Origin of the sequence: Bradyrhizobium sp. ISRA436 (genome assembly GCF_029910015.1) — a bacterium.
In the GTDB taxonomy this organism is placed as follows: Bacteria; Pseudomonadota; Alphaproteobacteria; order Rhizobiales; family Xanthobacteraceae; genus Bradyrhizobium.
Genome location: NZ_CP094519.1, coordinates 6,479,411 through 6,497,250, shown reverse-complemented (window position 1 = coordinate 6,497,250; position 17,840 = coordinate 6,479,411). Strand labels below are relative to the sequence as shown.

General features: G+C 62.6%; 18 protein-coding genes and 1 pseudogene. 7 read left to right on the top strand and 12 right to left on the bottom strand.

The features are described 5' to 3' along the window. Positions 1-60: 60 nt before the first annotated feature. From MTX23_RS30240 to MTX23_RS30230, 3 genes are all read left to right on the top strand, one after another. Positions 61-2,055 (top strand): NADPH-dependent 2,4-dienoyl-CoA reductase, encoded by a 1,995-nt coding sequence (locus MTX23_RS30240; RefSeq protein WP_280973770.1) that lies wholly within the window; start codon positions 61-63, stop codon positions 2,053-2,055. A gap of 110 nt (positions 2,056-2,165) precedes the next feature. Continuing rightward, positions 2,166-2,933 carry a glucose 1-dehydrogenase gene (locus MTX23_RS30235; RefSeq protein WP_280973769.1) on the top strand — a complete coding sequence of 256 codons (768 nt, stop codon included), beginning with the start codon at positions 2,166-2,168 and terminating at the stop codon, positions 2,931-2,933. 144 nt (positions 2,934-3,077) lie between these two features. After that, on the top strand, positions 3,078-3,653 hold the full coding sequence (locus tag MTX23_RS30230) for a MarR family transcriptional regulator (protein ID WP_280973768.1): 576 nt from the start codon (positions 3,078-3,080) through the stop codon (positions 3,651-3,653). Positions 3,654-4,602: 949 nt separating this feature from the next. On the opposite strand, the pseudogene MTX23_RS30225 reads toward MTX23_RS30230, so the two are convergent. Then, positions 4,603-4,742: pseudogene (locus MTX23_RS30225) on the bottom strand (short-chain dehydrogenase); the annotation flags it as partial. A gap of 206 nt (positions 4,743-4,948) precedes the next feature. Here MTX23_RS30225 and MTX23_RS30220 point away from each other — a divergent pair. After that, positions 4,949-5,827 (top strand): hypothetical protein, encoded by an 879-nt coding sequence (locus tag MTX23_RS30220; protein ID WP_348637535.1) that lies wholly within the window; start codon positions 4,949-4,951, stop codon positions 5,825-5,827. Continuing rightward, positions 5,827-6,129, top strand: a complete 303-nt coding sequence (locus MTX23_RS36485) for a hypothetical protein (protein ID WP_348637534.1) — start codon at positions 5,827-5,829, stop codon at positions 6,127-6,129. Before MTX23_RS30220 ends, MTX23_RS36485 begins: the two co-directional genes overlap by 1 nt. Before the next feature lie 449 nt (positions 6,130-6,578). Here the strand turns inward: MTX23_RS36485 and MTX23_RS30215 are convergent, their stop codons facing one another. The 5 genes from MTX23_RS30215 to MTX23_RS30195 all read right to left on the bottom strand — a co-directional run bounded on the left by MTX23_RS30215 (position 6,579) and on the right by MTX23_RS30195 (position 10,927). Continuing rightward, positions 6,579-7,088 carry a hypothetical protein gene (locus tag MTX23_RS30215; protein ID WP_280973767.1) on the bottom strand — a complete coding sequence of 170 codons (510 nt, stop codon included), beginning with the start codon at positions 7,086-7,088 and terminating at the stop codon, positions 6,579-6,581. Between the two features lie 359 nt (positions 7,089-7,447). Then, positions 7,448-7,753, bottom strand: coding sequence for a GlsB/YeaQ/YmgE family stress response membrane protein (locus MTX23_RS30210; RefSeq protein WP_280973766.1), 306 nt, complete (start codon positions 7,751-7,753; stop codon positions 7,448-7,450). Between the two features lie 576 nt (positions 7,754-8,329). Further along, entirely contained in the window at positions 8,330-9,364 is a 1,035-nt protein-coding gene (locus MTX23_RS30205; protein ID WP_348637533.1) for an ATP-grasp domain-containing protein, read from the bottom strand. Continuing rightward, the gene (locus MTX23_RS30200; RefSeq protein ID WP_280973764.1) at positions 9,361-10,344 is read right to left on the bottom strand and encodes a putative zinc-binding metallopeptidase; all 984 of its coding nucleotides are present in this window, start codon (positions 10,342-10,344) and stop codon (positions 9,361-9,363) included. Before MTX23_RS30200 ends, MTX23_RS30205 begins: the two co-directional genes overlap by 4 nt. Positions 10,345-10,645: 301 nt before the next feature. Then, on the bottom strand, positions 10,646-10,927 hold the full coding sequence (locus MTX23_RS30195; protein WP_280973763.1) for a hypothetical protein: 282 nt from the start codon (positions 10,925-10,927) through the stop codon (positions 10,646-10,648). A 307-nt stretch (positions 10,928-11,234) separates the two neighbouring features. Here MTX23_RS30195 and MTX23_RS30190 point away from each other — a divergent pair, with 307 nt between their 5' ends. Next, the gene (locus MTX23_RS30190; protein ID WP_280973762.1) at positions 11,235-11,594 is read left to right on the top strand and encodes a YciI family protein; all 360 of its coding nucleotides are present in this window, start codon (positions 11,235-11,237) and stop codon (positions 11,592-11,594) included. Positions 11,595-11,857: 263 nt separating this feature from the next. Here the strand turns inward: MTX23_RS30190 and MTX23_RS30185 are convergent, their stop codons facing one another. The 4 genes from MTX23_RS30185 to MTX23_RS30170 form a co-directional block, all read right to left on the bottom strand. After that, on the bottom strand, positions 11,858-12,040 hold the full coding sequence (locus MTX23_RS30185; protein WP_348637584.1) for a DUF3551 domain-containing protein: 183 nt from the start codon (positions 12,038-12,040) through the stop codon (positions 11,858-11,860). Between the two features lie 436 nt (positions 12,041-12,476). Next, positions 12,477-12,830, bottom strand: coding sequence for a hypothetical protein (locus tag MTX23_RS30180; protein ID WP_280973761.1), 354 nt, complete (start codon positions 12,828-12,830; stop codon positions 12,477-12,479). Between the two features lie 252 nt (positions 12,831-13,082). Continuing rightward, on the bottom strand, positions 13,083-13,760 hold the full coding sequence (locus MTX23_RS30175; RefSeq protein WP_280973760.1) for an HAD hydrolase-like protein: 678 nt from the start codon (positions 13,758-13,760) through the stop codon (positions 13,083-13,085). Between the two features lie 154 nt (positions 13,761-13,914). After that, complete coding sequence (locus tag MTX23_RS30170) at positions 13,915-15,318, bottom strand: MFS transporter (protein ID WP_280973759.1); 1,404 nt, start codon at positions 15,316-15,318, stop codon at positions 13,915-13,917. Positions 15,319-15,519: 201 nt separating this feature from the next. Between MTX23_RS30170 and MTX23_RS30165 the strand changes: the two genes are divergently transcribed. Further along, positions 15,520-16,209, top strand: coding sequence for a CoA transferase (locus MTX23_RS30165; protein WP_280973758.1), 690 nt, complete (start codon positions 15,520-15,522; stop codon positions 16,207-16,209). On the opposite strand, the gene MTX23_RS30160 is transcribed toward MTX23_RS30165, so the two are convergent. After that, positions 16,157-16,420, bottom strand: a complete 264-nt coding sequence (locus MTX23_RS30160) for a hypothetical protein (RefSeq protein WP_280973757.1) — start codon at positions 16,418-16,420, stop codon at positions 16,157-16,159. The two genes, MTX23_RS30165 and MTX23_RS30160, sit on opposite strands and share 53 nt — an antisense overlap. A 54-nt stretch (positions 16,421-16,474) precedes the next feature. Next, complete coding sequence (locus tag MTX23_RS30155) at positions 16,475-17,818, bottom strand: S41 family peptidase (RefSeq protein ID WP_280973756.1); 1,344 nt, start codon at positions 17,816-17,818, stop codon at positions 16,475-16,477. Between the last annotated feature and the right edge of the window lie 22 nt (positions 17,819-17,840).

The window sequence follows — 17,840 nt, the reverse complement described above, 5'->3', positions numbered from 1 at the left end:
AAACATATTGACATATTTCGCCGCGCTAAATAGGCTGGCGACGCATCCAGGGAGCTCAGCATGGCCGACGCTCAGTCCGTTCTTCTCGATCCGATCCGGGTCGGCTCGGCGATGTTGAAGAGCCGGATCGTCATGGGCTCGATGCACACCGGGCTCGAATGTCATCCAGAGCGGTTCGATGAATTGGGCCGCTTCTATGCGGAGCGCGCCAAGGGCGGCGCCGGCCTGATCGTCACCGGCGGCTTTGCGCCGAACTTCGCCGGCCGGATGAAGAACGAGCCCGGCACGTTCGAGCGGCCCGACCAGGTTCCGGATCACAGGAAAATTGTCGAGCCGGTCCACGCTGCCGGCGGCCGCATCCTGCTGCAGATCCTGCATGCCGGCCGTTACGGCTATCATCCGGCCATTGTCGCTCCTTCGCCGATCAAGTCCCCGATCAATCGCGACGTACCCGGCGAACTCTCCTCCGAACAGATCGAGGAGACGATCCGCAATTATGCCGTGACCGCGCGTCTTGCGATCGAGGCCGGCTATGATGGCGTCGAGATCATGGGCTCGGAGGGCTACCTGATCAGCGAGTTCCTCGCGCCGCGCACTAATCATCGGACCGATGCGTGGGGCGGCGCGCTGGAGAACCGCGCGCGCTTTCCGCTCGCTGTGATCAGGGCGGTCCGCGCCGCGATCGGTGATGCGATCCTCTCCTATCGCATCTCGGCGCTCGAGCTCGTCGAGGGCGGCCTGACGCGGGATGAGACGATCTGGCTGGCGAAGGAAGCCGAAAAAGCCGGCGCCGACTGCCTGTCGACTGGCATCGGCTGGCACGAGGCCGCGGTGCCGACCATCGCAGGTCCGGTGCCGCACGCCGCCTTCATCGAATCGACCCGCCGTCTGAAAGACGTCGTCGGGATCCCGGTCACCGCGAGCAACCGCATCAATCTGCCCGACGACGCGGCCCGCATCGTCGCCGATGGCTCGGCGGACTTGGTCTCGATGGCGCGGCCGCTTTTGGCCGACGCCGAGTTCGTCAACAAGGTCGGCCGCGGCCGGCCCGACCTCGTCAATGTCTGCATCGCCTGCAACCAGGCCTGCCTCGATCACTACTTCACCGACCAGGTGATCACCTGCCTGGTCAATCCGCGCGCGGCGCGCGAGACCGAATTCACCGACGCGCCCGCCGCGGTGGTCAAGCGCGTGGCCATTATCGGCGCTGGAGTCGCCGGCATGGCGGCCGCCCTCGAGGCCGCACGCCGCGGCCATCACGTCACGCTGTTCGAAGCGGCGCCCCGGATCGGCGGCCAGTTCGCGCTGGCGGCGAGTATCCCCGGCAAGGAAGATTACGGCCTGTCGCTTGACAGCTACGAGGCACAACTGAACGAGGCTGGTGTCGAGATCAGGACCGGCACAGCCGTCGATCCGGAGGCGCTCAAGCGCGAGAGGTTTGGTGAGGTCATCGTCTCGACCGGCGTGTCGCCGCGCCTGATCGATATTCCCGGTGGCGACGATCCCAGGGTCGTCGGATACACTGAAGTGCTCGACGGCACGGTCAAGGCGGGCGATCGGGTGATCGTGATCGGCGGCGGTGGCATCGGTCACGACGTCGCGCTGTTCCTTGCGATGGAGATCAATGGCCGCCGGCAGACGCGTGACGAGTTCTTTGCGCGGTGGGGCATCAACGGCACGCCGACGCATCATCCGGTGCGGCGCCAGATCACGATGGTCAAGCGCTCGCCCGGTGCGTTCGGCCGCACGCTCGGTAAAAGCACGGGCTGGATTCTGCGGCAGGAATTGAAGGACCTCAAGGTCCGCCAGATCGCCGAGGCGCGCTATTTGAAGATCGAAGGCGAAGGCCTGCACATTGCGCTACCGGATCGCGTCGAGGTGCTGCCGGCCGACACGATCGTGGTCTGCGCCGGGCAGGAATCCGATCGTGGCATCGCCGACGAGATCGCGGCGAACGGCCAGATCGTCCATGTCATCGGCGGCGCCCGCCTGGCCGGCGGGCTCGACGCCAAGCGCGCGATCTATGAAGGCGCGATCCTCGGCAATCGCATCTGACAACCGCGGCGGAGATCGCGGGGAGCAACGAATCGATCGGGACGAGGGAACAAGGTCCGGAAGTTCAAGCTTCGCGACCGAGCCCACAGCGCATTGAACGGAGCAGCACCATGAGAGGTTTGAAGAACCGCGTTGCCATCGTCACTGGCGCAGCCGGCGGCATCGGTCGGGCCATTTGCCGCAGATTCCTCGACGAGGAGGTCAAGATCATCGCGCTCGACGTCAACGCCGATGCGCTGAAGCAATTGGCCGATGGTCTCGGTGCGGACGATCAGCGCCTGCTGTGCGCGGCCGTCGACATCGCTGACTACGCCGGGGTCAAGGACGCCGTCGAGCGCGGGGTTGCCAAGTTCGGCAAGCTCGACATCCTTGTCAACAATGCCGGCTGGGACGTCGCCAAGCCGTTCCTGCAGACCGAGCCGGACTTGTGGGACAAGATCATTGCGATCAACCTGCGCGGTCCGCTGAATCTCCACAAGGCGGCGCTTCCCCACCTCATCGCGGCCGGCGGCGGCAAGGTCGTCAACGTCGCCTCCGATGCGGGCCGGGTTGGCTCGTCGGGAGAGGCGGTCTATTCGGCCTGCAAGGGCGGCCTGATCGCATTCTCGAAGACCATCGCGCGGGAATGCGCGCGCGACAATGTCAGGGTCAACGTCGTCTGCCCGGGGCCGACCGACACTGCCCTGCTGCGGTCCTTCGTCGGCGAAGGCGAGTACGGCCAGAAGATCTATGACGGATTGAAGCGGGCGATTCCGCTCAAGCGCCTCGGACAGCCCGACGATATTCCGGGCCTGATCGCCTTCCTGTCGAGCGACGACGCCGACTTCATGACCGGGCAGGTCATCAGCGTGTCCGGCGGCCTGACCATGAACGGATAAGGGAACGAGATGCAGCATCGCCACCTAAGCTACGAAAAGCCGCGTCGGAGGCGGGTGGACGGCCGGGCGTTGTTGCGTCGCGCCGCGTCCCCTGCTCTTTCGTGACCTGACATCTAGAACTTCAACCTCGGAGACGGGCAATCCATGGCTTCCGTCAGGCATTCGCGAAAGGCCGTCGGCGACCCGGCGGCGATCTCCGCCGAAGCGCCCGGTGTCGATCTGTCGGGAAAGCCCGAGCGCGTCGCCGATCATCTCAACAACCGGATCTTCTTCCGCCTGTTTCAGGTCGCCAACACGCTGCAGAAGCAGGCGGTGAAGGAGCTCGGCGTCACGACAGTGCAATGGGCCGTGCTCGGCGCGCTGTCCGATCCGCGGCCGACCTACGGCATGTCGGTGGGTACGCTGGCCGACTTTCTCGTCGTCAGCCGGCAAAACCTCGATGGTGTGCTCAAGCGCCTCGAACGCGACGGTCTGCTCGAACGCGTGACCGATCCAGGCGACAAGCGGACGCGCCTGGTCAAGCTGACGCGGGAGGGTTTCGTCTTCTGGGCCGAGCTGCGCGAGCGCATTTTCCAGTTCTACGATCAGGCCGTCAGCGGCTTCAAGTTCGACGACCGCGTCGCGCTTGCCCATTATCTCAACGAGCTGCAACGATCACTGACGATAGTCCGGCTCGAGCAGCCGCGCCGCGAGCGGAAGAGGGCGAAGCGGCGTTCCTGACGCCGGCGATCGCGCTTGGCGATGGCTTGACGGGCAGTCTCATTTTGATTGTTGCGCCGCAACGAGCTCGGCGGCGCAATGTCGCGGCTACGAACGGGCCACTGTTGTCCTGTCAGCGATCGCGACGGAGTTGTTAGCGTTTGTGCTGGCGAAAGCCAGGACGCCGTGGGGGTTGGTTCTCGATTCACCTATCAAACAGCGCGGTGTCATCACCCGCGCATGCGGGTGATCCAGTATTCCAGAGACGCCGGTGCTTGAAGGGAGAGGCCGCGGCGTACTGGATGGCCCGCAGGAGCCTGTCATCGGGCGCGCCGACGGCGCGACCCGGTGGCGGGCCATGACGACTGAGAGGATGCGAGTCCGCATTCTCGCGACATGATTTGCCCGAGTCTTGCATCTCGTCGCCCCCCTGAAGATCAGAGGGCGCAGGGAAAGCCGGGTGCCGATCGCACCCATGGGCCCGGTGCAACAAAAAAGCACCGGGGGTAGGACCACAGGTGAAACCGGAGCAATCCCGGCTTTCCCTGCGCGATGGGTTACAGCTTACTTCGTGCTCTCTCCGGCGAGACTTGGCTTTTTTGTCACCGTCTTCGCAAAGACGCGTTCCGCGCCTTGCGACGAGACACCTGCCACTGGGGCGTCAAGACCACACGACTTCACCGTCCGCCTTGCGGGTGCTCGTCAGTCACACGCTCAGCGTCCACCGCATCTCACCGCAACACCTGTGACGATCGCGAAGCGCCCCTCGATCGGGTGAGACGGGCGGATCATAGACTGAGTTGTGTTGCTGAAAAACAGAAATATTTTCGATGCGAGGCCTTGCGCCGTCGGGCAAATCAATGCCAAGGGGCGAGTGCCCGCGTCCTCGCGTCATTCCGGAGCATGCCATGATCGGACGCGTGCGCACCCGACGCGCCGGCTGCTCCAGGAACGACGCGAGCATCCGGCCTCACTTCATGGTGTAGCCGCCGTTGACGAGGGTGGTCTGGCCGGTCATCCACCAGCCTCCGAGACCAGGAGGCGGATCGAGGGGACGATATCGCTGATGTCGGTGAGGCCGGTCTTCGAGAACTGAGACAGCGCCGCCGCCGGCGGCTTGATCTCGCCAAGCACGGCGCCAAGGCCACACGTCCGGGGCAATATCGGCGTTGAGTTCGCCGATCTGGGCGAGCAGAACTTCAAAAACATTCCTCGCCCAGTCTTGGCTTATGCCGTAGTCCGGGAAAACGCCACCCAGCCGCGCACGTCGACTGCGCACGGCCGGGCTCACGTTCAACCCTCGCCTTTCCATCATCGTGCTGCCCTTCGCCAATCTCAGCGGTGATCCCGAGCAAGACTACTTTGTGGATGGTGTAACCGAGACCCTGACCACCGACTTGTCGCGCATCCCAGGCTCATTCGTGATCGGCAGGCACACTGCATTCACCTACAAGGGTAAGGCCGTCGACCTCAAGAAGATCGGGCGCGACTTGAACATCCGCTACGTGCTCGAGGGCTCTGTGCAGCGTAGCGGCAACCGATTGCGGGTGAACGTGCAGCTTGTGGATGCCGAAACTGGCAATCACCTTTGGGCCGAGCGCTTCGACAAACCCGTTGCCGATCTGTTCGATATGCAAGACGAAATCGTCGCGCGGCTTGCTAGCGCACTGAATACCCAACTCACTGAGGCTGAGGCACGACGAGCGGGGCGCTCGCTGGATCCCGATGTAACGAACCTGAATTTTCAAGGTAATGCGTGCTTGAACAAGGGGACGAGCCCCGAGCACCTGACCCGGGCGCGTGGCTTTTTCGAACGTGCCTTGACTATCGATCCTCGAAGTGTGGGAGCGCTGGCCGGCATCGCAAGCCTCGATATGATGTTGGGAGCTGCCCTGCTAACCGACGACCGGAGCGCGCGCTTTTCGGCAGCCGAAACAAATGCGATTAAGGCGCTTTCCTTGGCCCCGGATGACGCCCTGGCCCACTTTATCTTGGGTTGCGTCTATATGTTCACCAACCGCGCGGCCCAAGGAATTGCCGAATGCGAACAAGCATTAGTGCCCAATCCCAATGCCGCCGATGCTCATGCCGCTCGTGGTTTGGCCAAATTCTTAACGGGTCGCGCCGCCGAGACCGAAGGTCATATACTTGAAGCTCTCCGTCTCTCCCCTCGCGACACCTTCGCCAACTGGTGATGCATTGTCTCGGCAGGGCCAAGATACAGCTCGGTGCGGAAGCCGAAGCCGTTTCTTGGTTTCGACGAAGTATCGAAGCCAACCGCAATTTTCCTCTCACTCATTTTCACTTGGCCGCTGCCTTGGGCTTGCTTGGTGCGCTGGATGAGGCGCGAACTGCTGCAAAGGCGGGACTTACGCTCGATCCAGGCTTTACCATACGTCGCTTCCGCCTTGGCGCATCAAGCGACAATCCGACGTACCTTGCTGCGCTGGAGCGGTTATGTGAGGGCATGCGTCTGGCCGGGGTGCCGGAGGGGTGATGTCTGAGTTGGGTCAAAGGCTGTCGATGACGACGGAGCTGAGCGATACCGCGGCTGGCCAGATCGAAAACTACGTCGTCGAACTCGGGCCGCTCGACTCGTGGCTGAGCCAAGAGCCAGGTTGCTTCTACCGGCGGTCTCGCTAATTCTGCTGTCGTGGGCACCAGCGATGGAGCATCACAATTCAGCTCGGAGAGCCGGTCCATGAGTTCTCGCAGCCTTGGCGCTGGCGAGTAAGCAGCACGGCACGGTGAGCCCGAATGCTTCTCAGACTCACGTTGATCACCAGCTCGAATTTGGTCTGACGGTGCAGGAGATCATCGAGCGATCCGGTGATCGTGGTGCCGGCCTTGACAATCACAGTTGCGAGCGAAGTGTCGCAGCCAGCGCGCGCCCCACAAAAAAGGCGGCCGCTCGGGCCGCCTTTTTCCTTGTCTTGTCGAAAGGGATTACTGGCAGGGATGTTGCCGGCCGTCTGACCCCTTGAATGTCGTGCCGGGCGTGCAGGCAAGGCTGTTGTGGGCGGCGTAAGTCTTCCAGTCGCGGCCGCCATAGCCGTAGCCATAGTAATTGGAGTAGCTATTGTCGTAGCTGTAATAGCGGTTGTCGAAGGCTCGGAAGGGGGCAGTTGCGATCGCCCCCGCGGTCGCGACAGCGCCGCCCACGACATTGCCCGCCACCTCACCGGGCCCGGCAGGCCTGCGATACACTCTCCCGCTCGGCAAAGCGGCATTGGCGTTACGAATCCGCTGGCTGCGGTAGGTCGCGTGACGCTGAACGTGACGCTGGCCTTCGGCGCGAGTTTGAGATCCCTTGGTCTGGGCCTGAGTGTACTTCGCACCCTTGGTCATTGTACTCTTGGCGGTTGTACCCTCGGCCATCGCTGGGCTCGCGAGCACGGAGCCGACGATGGCCGCGGTGCCGAGGACGGCAAGAGTTGCAGTCTTCAGTCTCGTCATTGGACGCTCCCTTTTTCGTGATTTGTGACCGAGGCAAGCGCGGAGGACCGGCGGATGTTCCGCGCGCCGCTTCTCAAACCGATGTGATCGGGCATTCAAGTTCCCTGGAACTTGGGAAAATCCGCAGCAGGCACAAGCCGCCGATCCACGATATCAAGCAGGGGACAAACGTTCGCTAGATCTCCCGGCCGCAGGATGGCGGCTTCGGGTCGGCAGCCTGCCCCCACTTCGGACATGTCGCTGGGAGACGCAACAGTCGCAAAGGACCACCTTAGGACTTCGAAGCACGCAATCGTGGCATGGATTGACAAGTCTCTTGCCACATCGGTGCGCGCCCCTTCTGAGTTACTCTGATCGCCTCATAGTCGCCAGCGTCGCCACGAAAGGCCCCATCGTCGTCGCGGAAACTTCCCGCCAAGCAGTCCGATGATCAGCAAGAGCACAATGGCGCCGATAGTCGCGACAACGACGGTGCTGACGAAGCCACTGCCGATATGGATCCCCAAGCGGGGCAACAGCCAGGTGCCGATGAGAGCGCCGACAATTCCAACGGCAACGTCACCGATCAGACCAAAGCCTCCGCCCGCAACAATCTTGCCCGCTAACCAACCTGCAACGAGGCCAGCCAGCAAGATGACGATGAGACCTTCACCTGAAATGTACATCTTGGCCTCCTTCGGTCGAAAGAGGACGGCCGACGGACGTGTAAAAACCGCGAACAGCCTCGAGAGTTCCTACGGCGGCTTTCCGTGAGGACCACTCAATTCAAGCCCGGGCGTTAGCGCGTGATGAGATTAGGTCGAACTGGAGCGGCAACGGAGGTTCACCTCTCCCTTGGGAGAGGTCGGCGCGTAGCGCCGGGTGAGGGGGGTAGGGTCTCCCGTTAAAGCCGCGCCCCTCACCCGATTTGCTACGCAAATCGACCTCTCCCCGCCGGGGAGAGGTGAACCGCGTCTGTGGCCGAACCGATTCGATCATAACTCATCTCGCTCTAGTGAGAGACGATGACAATTCACCTTCGCGTCAAAAGCTGCCAGTGAGGACGGAGCCGAGCGGTGTTCGCTCCGACCCGATGAGCCCGCCGACGGTTCATGAAACCATCCGCGATCGGCCGGAAGGCGTATTGCTGGTGTCGCGTGAAATAAACGGCGCCGCCATCCGATGCAATGCTGTCGGAGCAGCTCATCAATCAACTTCCGAGCACGCACCTCCCGCCGTGCTTGCTCGTCTCGCGTTGCATTTCAGCCAAGAGATACGCCTGCCTTTGCACGGCTGATTCCGAGGGCCAGAATGCGCTGCAGCAGATCCGGGTAGTCCAATCCGTCATGGCGAGCCGCTGTCGCGAACTCCTGGCTCTTCGCGATTTCGGGATTGGGATTCGCCTCAATGAAATACGGAATGCCGTCGGCAGAGAGGCGAAAGTCGATGCGCGCGTATCCATCGAGCCCCAGTGTTCGGTAGATGCGTTTCGCCAGTCGCTGAATATGGGCGGATAGTTCCGGCGTTAGGTTCTTGGCCGGCCCATCTTCAATTCCGACGCGTTCCTGATAGTTGGGATCATGTTTGACTTTCTCGGTGGCGATGCGCCGTGCCCCGTGGCCGCCCATGCTGCCGAATTTCAGCTCCCAAACCGGCAGAACTCGCAGCCGGTTGTTGCCGAGCACGCCGACATAGAGCTCGCGTCCCTCGATATACTGCTCGGCGATGGCGGCAGTTCCGACCCGCTCGTGGATGAAGGCGACCCGCTCTGCGAGCTTCTCGTCGGTATCGACGATGGATGCCTGCGAGATACCAAACGATCCATCCAGGTTCAGGCTCTTGACGATGAGCGGCAGCGCAAGACGCGGCGGTCGCTTGACCTTGCGGCGCATCGGGAACACGGCGAAGGCCGGCACCGCGATCCGGCGATGGTGCACCAACGTCTTGGACAGATCCTTGCCGCGCGCCAGGATCAGGCCGCGCGGGTTACACCCGGTATACGGGATCTGCATCAGCTCGAGAAAGCTTGCGATATGCTGGTCGTACACGACCTCATAGCGGAACTCCTCCAGCAACGTGAATACCACATGCGGCTTGAAGCCGTCGATCTCGTCGCGCACCGGCTTGATTTCTTCCTGCACGCCGAGCGGGCGAACCTCATGGCCGACCGCGCGCAAGGTACTCACGACGTCGTATTCCGTTTTCCACGCATTGATTTGCTGCGCGGTGTATCCGTCGGTGGAGTCCGGAGGCACGAAGTCCGGATGCATGAGCACGAGAATGCGAAGGCGTCTCATAGCGCGATCCATTTGCGCCGCGACGGGCCGAACAGCGCGTGCATGGTCTTGGCGGTCAAAAGGATGGTGAAGTTGATCACGAGCTTCTGTTCAGGGCCGACGGCACGCAGATCGAGCTCGCGGCAGCGCGAGATCATGTCGTCAAGCACAGCGTCGAGCGTCAATTGGTTTTCGCCGGTCCACCGCGCGACCAGCTGCCTGATTTGGGCACGGTGCCGCCTGATGAAGACCGAAGCCGGTCGTCCCCGTCGATGCCGTTGGTCGGCGGAAAACAGCCGGGAAAGGTCGCGGTCGTAAGTCTTCGGTGGGTTGAAGGCGTAGAACGCCTGCTTCTTTCTATAGTGCTCGCCGAGCGTTTGGCTGAGCTCATGCAGCGGATCGACCCGCTCTCGCGTCGTGAGCAGCGGCCGCTTCCCTGCAATCTCGCCCATCAGCTCGTCGACATATTCGAGCTTCTTCAGCGCCGGCCAACCGGCATACCGTGTCCGCCAGTTCGAGCGCGGCCGCAGCCACACCGCGAAGGTCTCGGCGAAATCCTCGTCCGGATGGCTCTGCGCGTACCAGCGCCGAAGATGCTGGACATAACGCCGGCTGGCCGGATTGGGCTGGTAGTAGCGCGGATAGTGTTTCGAGGACGGGCCGAACAACTGCTGCCAGCGTCTCCGGCGTTGCAGCTGGTAGCCGTGCTGCACGGCATGGCCGGCCTCATGACGGAGAATGGCCATGCACTCGGACCAGGTGCCGCCCTCGACGTCGAGCATCATTTTCTTCTCGAGTTTCATCAGGCGGGGATGGGCGAGATAGAATGGGATGGCAATGCCGGGCACATTTGCCGGGCTGAACCATTCGCTCGATATCCACGCGTGTGGCCGCAGCCGGATGCCGCGCCCTTCGAGCTCTTCATACAGAGTGCCGAGACAATCCTCGAGCCAAGTACCTTCGACCGCAACCCTCAAACGACTGAGGCGTTGCTCGAGCAACTGCTCATCAGACAGCTTTTCCCAAGCATATTTCCGGCGCGGCATCGAATCCAGAGGTCATGACAACTCGTTATCTAAATGGTGTCACAGGTTGCGGTCGGCAACAACCGCCGACTCCTCGCGGTGCGCCTCCGAGAGTGCCCTCCCGAAGGTGCCCAAGAGCGAAGCGCGCCTACCGCGGTGTTCGAGATCGACCTTGCAGAGCTTGCCGCGTCACATGAATCGACGTGACCAGGTCGTATTGCGCCGCAGCTGCCGATGTGATCGTCGCGCCAGGCACGATCGACCTCGGCTAGCGGCCTCACGCCGCATGGGGCCGCCTGACGCCGGCCGGGCGGCCAAGCCGATATGCCTCGATCGGAGCGATCTCGCCATCGAGCCAGTCCTGCTCGCGCGCCAGAGCCCTCCAGGATTCTTCCATGCGCTTGAAGAGAGCTTTCGTCTGCTTATCGGTTGAACGCTTGGCAAGCTTGGAACAGATCACTGCGTTGTCCAAGAGAAGCTGCGACCTTTTCATGGAAAGTCCCTCCTGTTCAAGAAAAACGTAGGCGAACGGGCAAGGCCATTCAACACGCCCCTCCATGACTATTTCGTAACGCTCGTGAACACGTGTTCATCGAGAGCGTGGAATGTCGGGTAAGACGTCGGGTAAGACATCGCGCCGCATCGTCCGCCGGATTGCGCGATGCGCAGTGCGTTGCGCGATCATGTGCTGTCGGCTCCGAGCAGCGGCGCGAGCGGACATGCCAATGTCAATGCGATGGACAAGATGCGGAGCACCTCCGTCTCAGCCCGCCAAAATATTTGCAGGGCGATGTCGGTCCGCCAAAACTCCGTTCGTCGTTCCGATGTCCCTCCGATGAGACGGGGCTCAAGCAAGGAGACAGACGATGCGTGTCATGGTTCTCGTGAAGGCGACCGAGGACAGCGAAAAGGGGATCCTGCCCACGACCGAGATGTTCGAGGCGATGGGCAGATATAATGAGGAGCTGGTCAATGCCGGCATCATGCGCGCCGCTGACGGCCTCAAGCCCTCCTCCCACGGCAGGCGTATCGCGTTCGACGGCACCAGCCGCACCGTCATCGATGGGCCTTTCGCCGCGACGCGCGAGCTGGTCGCCGGCTTCTGGCTCTGGGAGGTCAAGGACATGGACGAGGCGGTCGCCTGGGTGAAGCGCTGCCCCAATCCCATGCCGGGACCGAGCGAGATCGAAATCCGGCCGTTGTACGAGATGGCTGATTTTCGATGAGATGTCGACGCGGAGGCGGCGGAAATCCATGACGGAATGCGCGAGAAGCCCGGCGGCAACGGAGGTCGCCGGCCGCGGCCTGCTCGGCTGCCTCATGGGCGAGCTCAAGGCCCATCACGCATCAGCTCACGGTCTCTGCGGGTGCGGAGAAGGGGCGGTTCGCCGGGACGACTTAGTGAGCCAAACATCGTCACATCAGGGACTGCGGGTCCGGCGCAGTCGTGAGGCTCAACCGCATGCTCGCGAAACGCGAGCCGCAAGGATTATCTTTCGAACCTGCGAGGGGGCAACGATCTTGCAGCGTAATAGGGATTAAGCAGGCAGGTTGCGGGAATGCCCATGGCGGAGGTGTGGCACTGATTGAACGAAGTGAAGATGCAGTCCATTCGCTCACCGATCAGCGAACCGTAAACATGCATACAGACCGGGTAGCGTGGATCGTACATTTGTGCAGCTGCCGGCCTTGTCATCCAAAGCGCGCTTAGCGCAAGCATCAGCGCTCCAAGTGGCTTCACATCAGTTCTCCTGCCATTTGTCGAGGGCTTTCTTCACTCGCTCGGGGGCATGATACCCCCGGTTTTCCACCTTGATCCAGTTCCCAGGAGACCGACCCGCCCGGCAGGGCCGATTGCGACGCCTTGAAACCAGGCCCTCGAGGTCGGCCTCGCAACGCGCGGCCGGCCGGTGCGGTCCCAACTGGGATCGTCGATCCGGCAAATCTAGGGGATTGATGCGGCTTCGCACGCTTTACGAACGTGCGGCGATGCGGAGAGGACCCGCCATGGAGCGGGGACAGAACGTTGGGACCCGCCGGGTGCAAGCCGGCGGGCCGTTTTGTTGAGTCCGAGTGCCTTCAGGCTGTATTTCCTCAGGCTGTCTTCTTCAGGCCGTTTTGGCGAAGAGCGTCAGGATGCCGTTGGTGAGATTGACCGCGACAACTTGTGACGAACTGACGCCCTTCGCCTTAAGCGCCGATACGGCCTCCGGCGACGCTTCGACGGATTGCTGAAGCCTTCGCAGATCGTCTTCGCTTGCCTTTGCTACGACATTCTCGACCTTTGAGCGCACTTCGGGCTCGAGGTCCTTGATGTTGACGACCTGTATGCTCCGGATGACGTTGGACTCCTCAGACTGAGACTGTGGTGGCGCCTTGGGTTGGGTTCCTTGCGCCTGCCCCCAAGCCGGCGCTCCGAGGGAGAGCGCCGCAACGATGACGGATGCGGTAGAGATCCGCATGAGCATTCCTTTCTTGGCTTGATTTACCCCCAACCTCGCGAAAACGCGTTGTCCCCGCGTATAGTTCCGGGTTGTATTGCCTTCTACGCAACGTAGGATACCGAGATCGGCACCTCGAAAAGCCGCCACTGTTCACGAGGCCGAGGCTGATTTCTGCAACATTCCCACCGCTGTAACGCCGGACCGGAAGCCCGGCTCGCAGGTGGTCGCGCTAGCTCAATTCACGCGTGTTGCTCTGTCCGCGAATGCCTCTTATGGGCCATGCGCAGACCGGAGCATCGACAGAACCATGCGGGCGAGATCGGCCGTCCGTTCCACCAATTGGTCTGCGCCGGCCGCTTCGAGCTCATCTCGGCTCCCATATCCCCAAAGCACGCCAAGACCGCGCATCTTGACCGCGTGGGCGCCGACGATGTCATGCCGGCGATCGCCGACCATGAGGCTGTGCGAGGCACAGATATCCCGTTCAGACAGGATATGGGCGAGCAACTCGGGCTTATGATCCAGTCTGCCGCCCGGCACCGAGCCGTAGATGCCGTCGAAGTATCTTGCTAATTCCAGGTTCTCCAGGATGCGCCGGGCAAAGACTTCGCGCTTCGACGTAGCCAGATAGAGCCGCAATCCGGCTCGCCGCATGTCGCGGAGCGCATCGCGGATTCCAGGGTAAGGCTTGCTTCCGAGCAGGCCGCTTTCGCCGTAGTGCTGACGATAGGCCGCCACGGCTTCGTCGAGCCGATCATCTCCGCGTGGCTGCAGCAGGACATGCAAAATCTCTTCGAGCGGCGGCCCGATCGCGCGCTTGATCTCGAGCGCATCGCCAGGATCATGTCCGAGCGCACGCAGGGCGGCCGAGCAGCTCGCGATGATGCCCGGCTGCGAATCAACGAGTGTTCCGTCGAGATCCAGGAGCACGGAGCGGGCCGGGGACATGCTCGAACATAGCGGCCGGCTGCAGACGAGTAAACGTCTGCTCACGACGCCGGCCTTGGGTCAGAGGTGGACGTAGCCCAAAGCCGGGCGTCGCTAGGTTGAGGTTGCTGGAGACCTCGAAGCCACGCGAGACTGCGGTGCCTGCTCGTCTACGTCATCCCGAGATCTCCTCAAGCTCGCGATCGAGCGTGCGCGGGCCCCATCCTGCAATGGCGACGACCACGATGAGCATGGCGCCCGCGATCAATCCGAACACGCCCTTGGTGCCCGCGGTCTGCAGGAAGAAGCCGATGATGAAGCTCGCAAAGATCGCGCTGAGTCGGCTCAGCGAGTAGGTGAACCCGACCGCGCGCGCCCGTATCCGGGCCGGGAACAGCTCGGCCTGATAGTTGTGGAACGAGTAGGACAGGATGTTGTTCGAAAGCGTGATCAGCACACCGAACAGGATCAACAGCGGCATGGTGCTCTGATACGAGAACAGCATTCCGAAGATGCCGATGCAGCAGGCCGCGGCGACCAACTGCCACTTTCGCTCGAACTTGTCGGCGAAGCTCATGGCCAACATTGGGCCGAACGGGTTGGCGATCGCGATGATGAATGAATAGAGCAGGCTCTTGCCGACATTGATGCCGGTCTGTTGCGCGATCAGCGTCGGCACCCAGGCGGCGAAGCCGTAGAAGCCGAAGGTCTGGAAGAACTGGAAGATCATCAGCATGAAGGTGCGGCTGCGATAGCTTGGTGCGAAGATCTCGGCCAAGCGGCCCTGGCGCTCGACCTTCTCCACGGCATGGCTTCCCGGCGTCGCCAGCGCCGCGCCCTTGAGGTCACTTCGGACTTTCGCCTCGATCCCGGTCGTGACCGCATCGGCCTCGTCGAGCCGTCCCTGATTGATCAGCCAGCGCGGGCTCTCCGGGACCGAGCGGCGGATGAACCAGACAACCAGCGCGCCGGTCGAGCCGATCAGGACCACCCAGCGCCAGCCGTCCACGCCGAACGGGCTGATCGGCACCAGCATGTAGGCGACGAATGCCACGATCGGCACAACCGAGAACATGACGCCCTGATTGAAGGCGAAGGCGCGGCCGCGCATCGATTTGGGCACGAGTTCGGACACGTAGGTGTCGATCGTGACCAGCTCCACGCCGATGCCGATGCCGGCGATCAGCCGCCACAGGCTGACGCCGAGACCCGTATTCTGGAAGGCCATCACGAATGTCGCCGCGCTGTACCACAGCATCGAATAGGTGAAGACGGTGCGACGTCCGTATTTGTCGGCGGCATAGCCGAACGCACAGGTGCCGATGAACAGGCCCGTGAAGGTCGCCGCCACGAACAACGCCGGACCCGCGAATATGCTGACGGACACGTCCTTGAGCATTCCCGCCTTCAGGAGGCCGGGAACGACATAAGCGGTCATGAACAGATCATAGAGCTCGAACATGCCGCCGAGCGAGAGCAGCGTGACCATCATCCAGACATGTCGCGTGCCCGGGAGTCGGTCCAGGCGAGCGAGGATGTCCGCGGCGCGCCCTTGGGCGGGCTGGTCAATTGTCGACATTGGGCCTCCCGTTATTTTTTTGTGATGAGGGACACACCCTACGCCGACACCTCCAACGGGACGACCCATCAAACCGTAGGGGCCGGTATTCCGGCGATGCCCCGGTGGAGGCCCGGCGATGAACGTCTCCGTGGGGAAGCCGAGCCTGGCGATCAGACCAAGCATCATCTTGGGAGACAGAGGGTACCGACACCCAGACCAGTGGGGCAATCGACGATCGCACTTGCCGCGGGCACCGCACCGCGCGCGATGGGCTCGGCGCATCCGCTCAACGCGCCCTATCAGGCCTTTGAGGCATCCGACGGCTGGCTCGCGGTCGGCGGCGCCAACAAGAAGCATTGGCTCCTGATGCTGGAGGCGCTCGATGCCACCGAGCTTGCCGCCGATCCGCGCTTCGCGACCGGCGCCGACCGCATGGCACATCTGAAGGAGCTCGAGGCTGTCTTGAGCGAACGCTTCCGCACCGGGCCGCGCTCGCATTGGCTCGCGGCGCTCGACGACAAGGGCGTGCCGTGCGGACCCGTGCACGACATGCTGGAGGCGCTCGGCGGCCCGCAGACGCTGGCACGCGAGATGGTCGTCGAGGTCCAGCATTCCACGCTCGGTCCCGTGAGGACGATCGGTCTTCCCGTCAAATTCTTGGAGACGCCGGGCAAGGTGCAGTCCGGCGCCACCATCTATGGCGAGCATACGCGCGAGGTGCTGGCCGAGCACGGCTTCGACGACAAGCAGATCGCAGCACTCGAGACGGAGGGCGCAATCGTTTCGGCGTCCGGAGAACGCTCGTCTGATCGGCGTCGTGCGACAGATAAGACGAACGTGGAAAGACGATGCGAGCTCAGGACCCGTGATCGACCAACAGCCGCCAAACACCCTCAAACAACGCCATGAGGATGAAGAGCGTCGACGACGTCAGCAGGATGCCCGTCGCGAGGTGATGATACGATGTACCTTCGGTGAGCCCGAATCCGATCAGCGACGCACCGATCAGGCACGCCCAACCGACCAGCGCGCGCCAGGACTCGCGGATCAATGCGGACAATTCGCCCGCCATCGTCAGCTTCTCTGGTCCGGACTGAGTGGTTGGCTGCTCTTTGGTCATGGCGTGGGACCCGTTCTAAAGCATGCACGCCACATCCTGGGTGCTACAGGGGCATCATCCCGGTGCACTCGTGCGGATGATCGCCGGATTCGCTGCCGGCAGGCGTTCGAGAAAGTTCAGCGCTGCCTTGAGTTGGCTGTCCCGATCGCTTCCGATCAGGTCTTCCTTGATCGGCGGTGAAGCCGTTTCGGGGGACGCACCCTTGGCGCCCGGCGTCGCGTCGGATTTCGGGAGCGTTCCGGGATTGGCAAACGCGCCGTGGAGCTGGGCTTCGCGCCAAACCAGGGAGTTTGCGACCTGTTCGTCCTTCGCCGCCTGGACGACGATGTCGGGCGTGATGCCGTCGCCCTGAATGGAGCGGCCCGACGGGGTATAGTACAGCGCAGTCGTCAGCCGCAAGGCGCCGTGGCCCTTGATCGGGATGATGGTCTGAACGGATCCCTTGCCGAAGCTCTGAGTTCCCATCACGGTCGCGCGGTGGCGATCCTGCAATGCGCCGGCAACGATCTCGGACGCCGACGCGGAGGCGCCGTTGACGAGAACCACCATGGGGGTGTCCGGCAGCAACGCACCCGTCGCGGGAGCCGTGAACGATTGATCGTCATTGCCGTTGCGCCCACGGATCGAGACGACCATCCCGCCGTTCAGGAAATCGCTGGAAACGTCGACGGCGGATGCGAGCAGGCCGCCGGGGTCGTTTCGCAGGTCGAGGACGACGCCCGCCAGCTTGCCGTTGGCTTCGTGCTGCAGGCTCGAGATCGCTTGCCGGAGTTCGTTTGGCGTCTCCTTGCCGAACTCGCTGATCCGCAGATATCCCATGTCATTCGCTTCGAGCTTCGACTTGACGCTGTGGATTTCGATGACTTGCCGGGTGAGGGGCACGTCGAAGGGCGGCTTGCCGTCGCGCAGGATCGTTAACCTGATGACCGTTCCCGGTGTTCCGCGAATCTTCCTGATCACCTCCATCAGATCCGCGCCACGCGTGCTCTGGCCGTCGACCGAAACGATCGCATCGCCCGGCTGCAAGCCGGCACGGGCACCCGGCGTGTCGTCGATCGGGGAGAGAACGGTCGGTACTCCGTTACGATCCGTGATCTTGAGGCCGATGCCGCCGAACTTGCCGTTGATGTCCTCCTTCGACTCGCGGAATTCCGGCTCGGTCATGTAGGAGGAGTGCGGATCGAGGCGGGACAGCATTCCCTTCAGGGCGGCATCGGTGAGCTGGCTCGAGTCGACCGGATGCACATAGTCCTGCTGCACGAGCTGCATCACGCCCGAGAGAAGTCCGAGGTCGGTCGTTGAAGGGCCAGCAAGAACGCGGGGTGCCAGACCCAGACCGACGACGGCGGCCGACGCCGCACAGGCGATTGCGATGGCGCGGAAATGGGATGTCTTCATTGCTTGCTCGTCCGGTGAATGC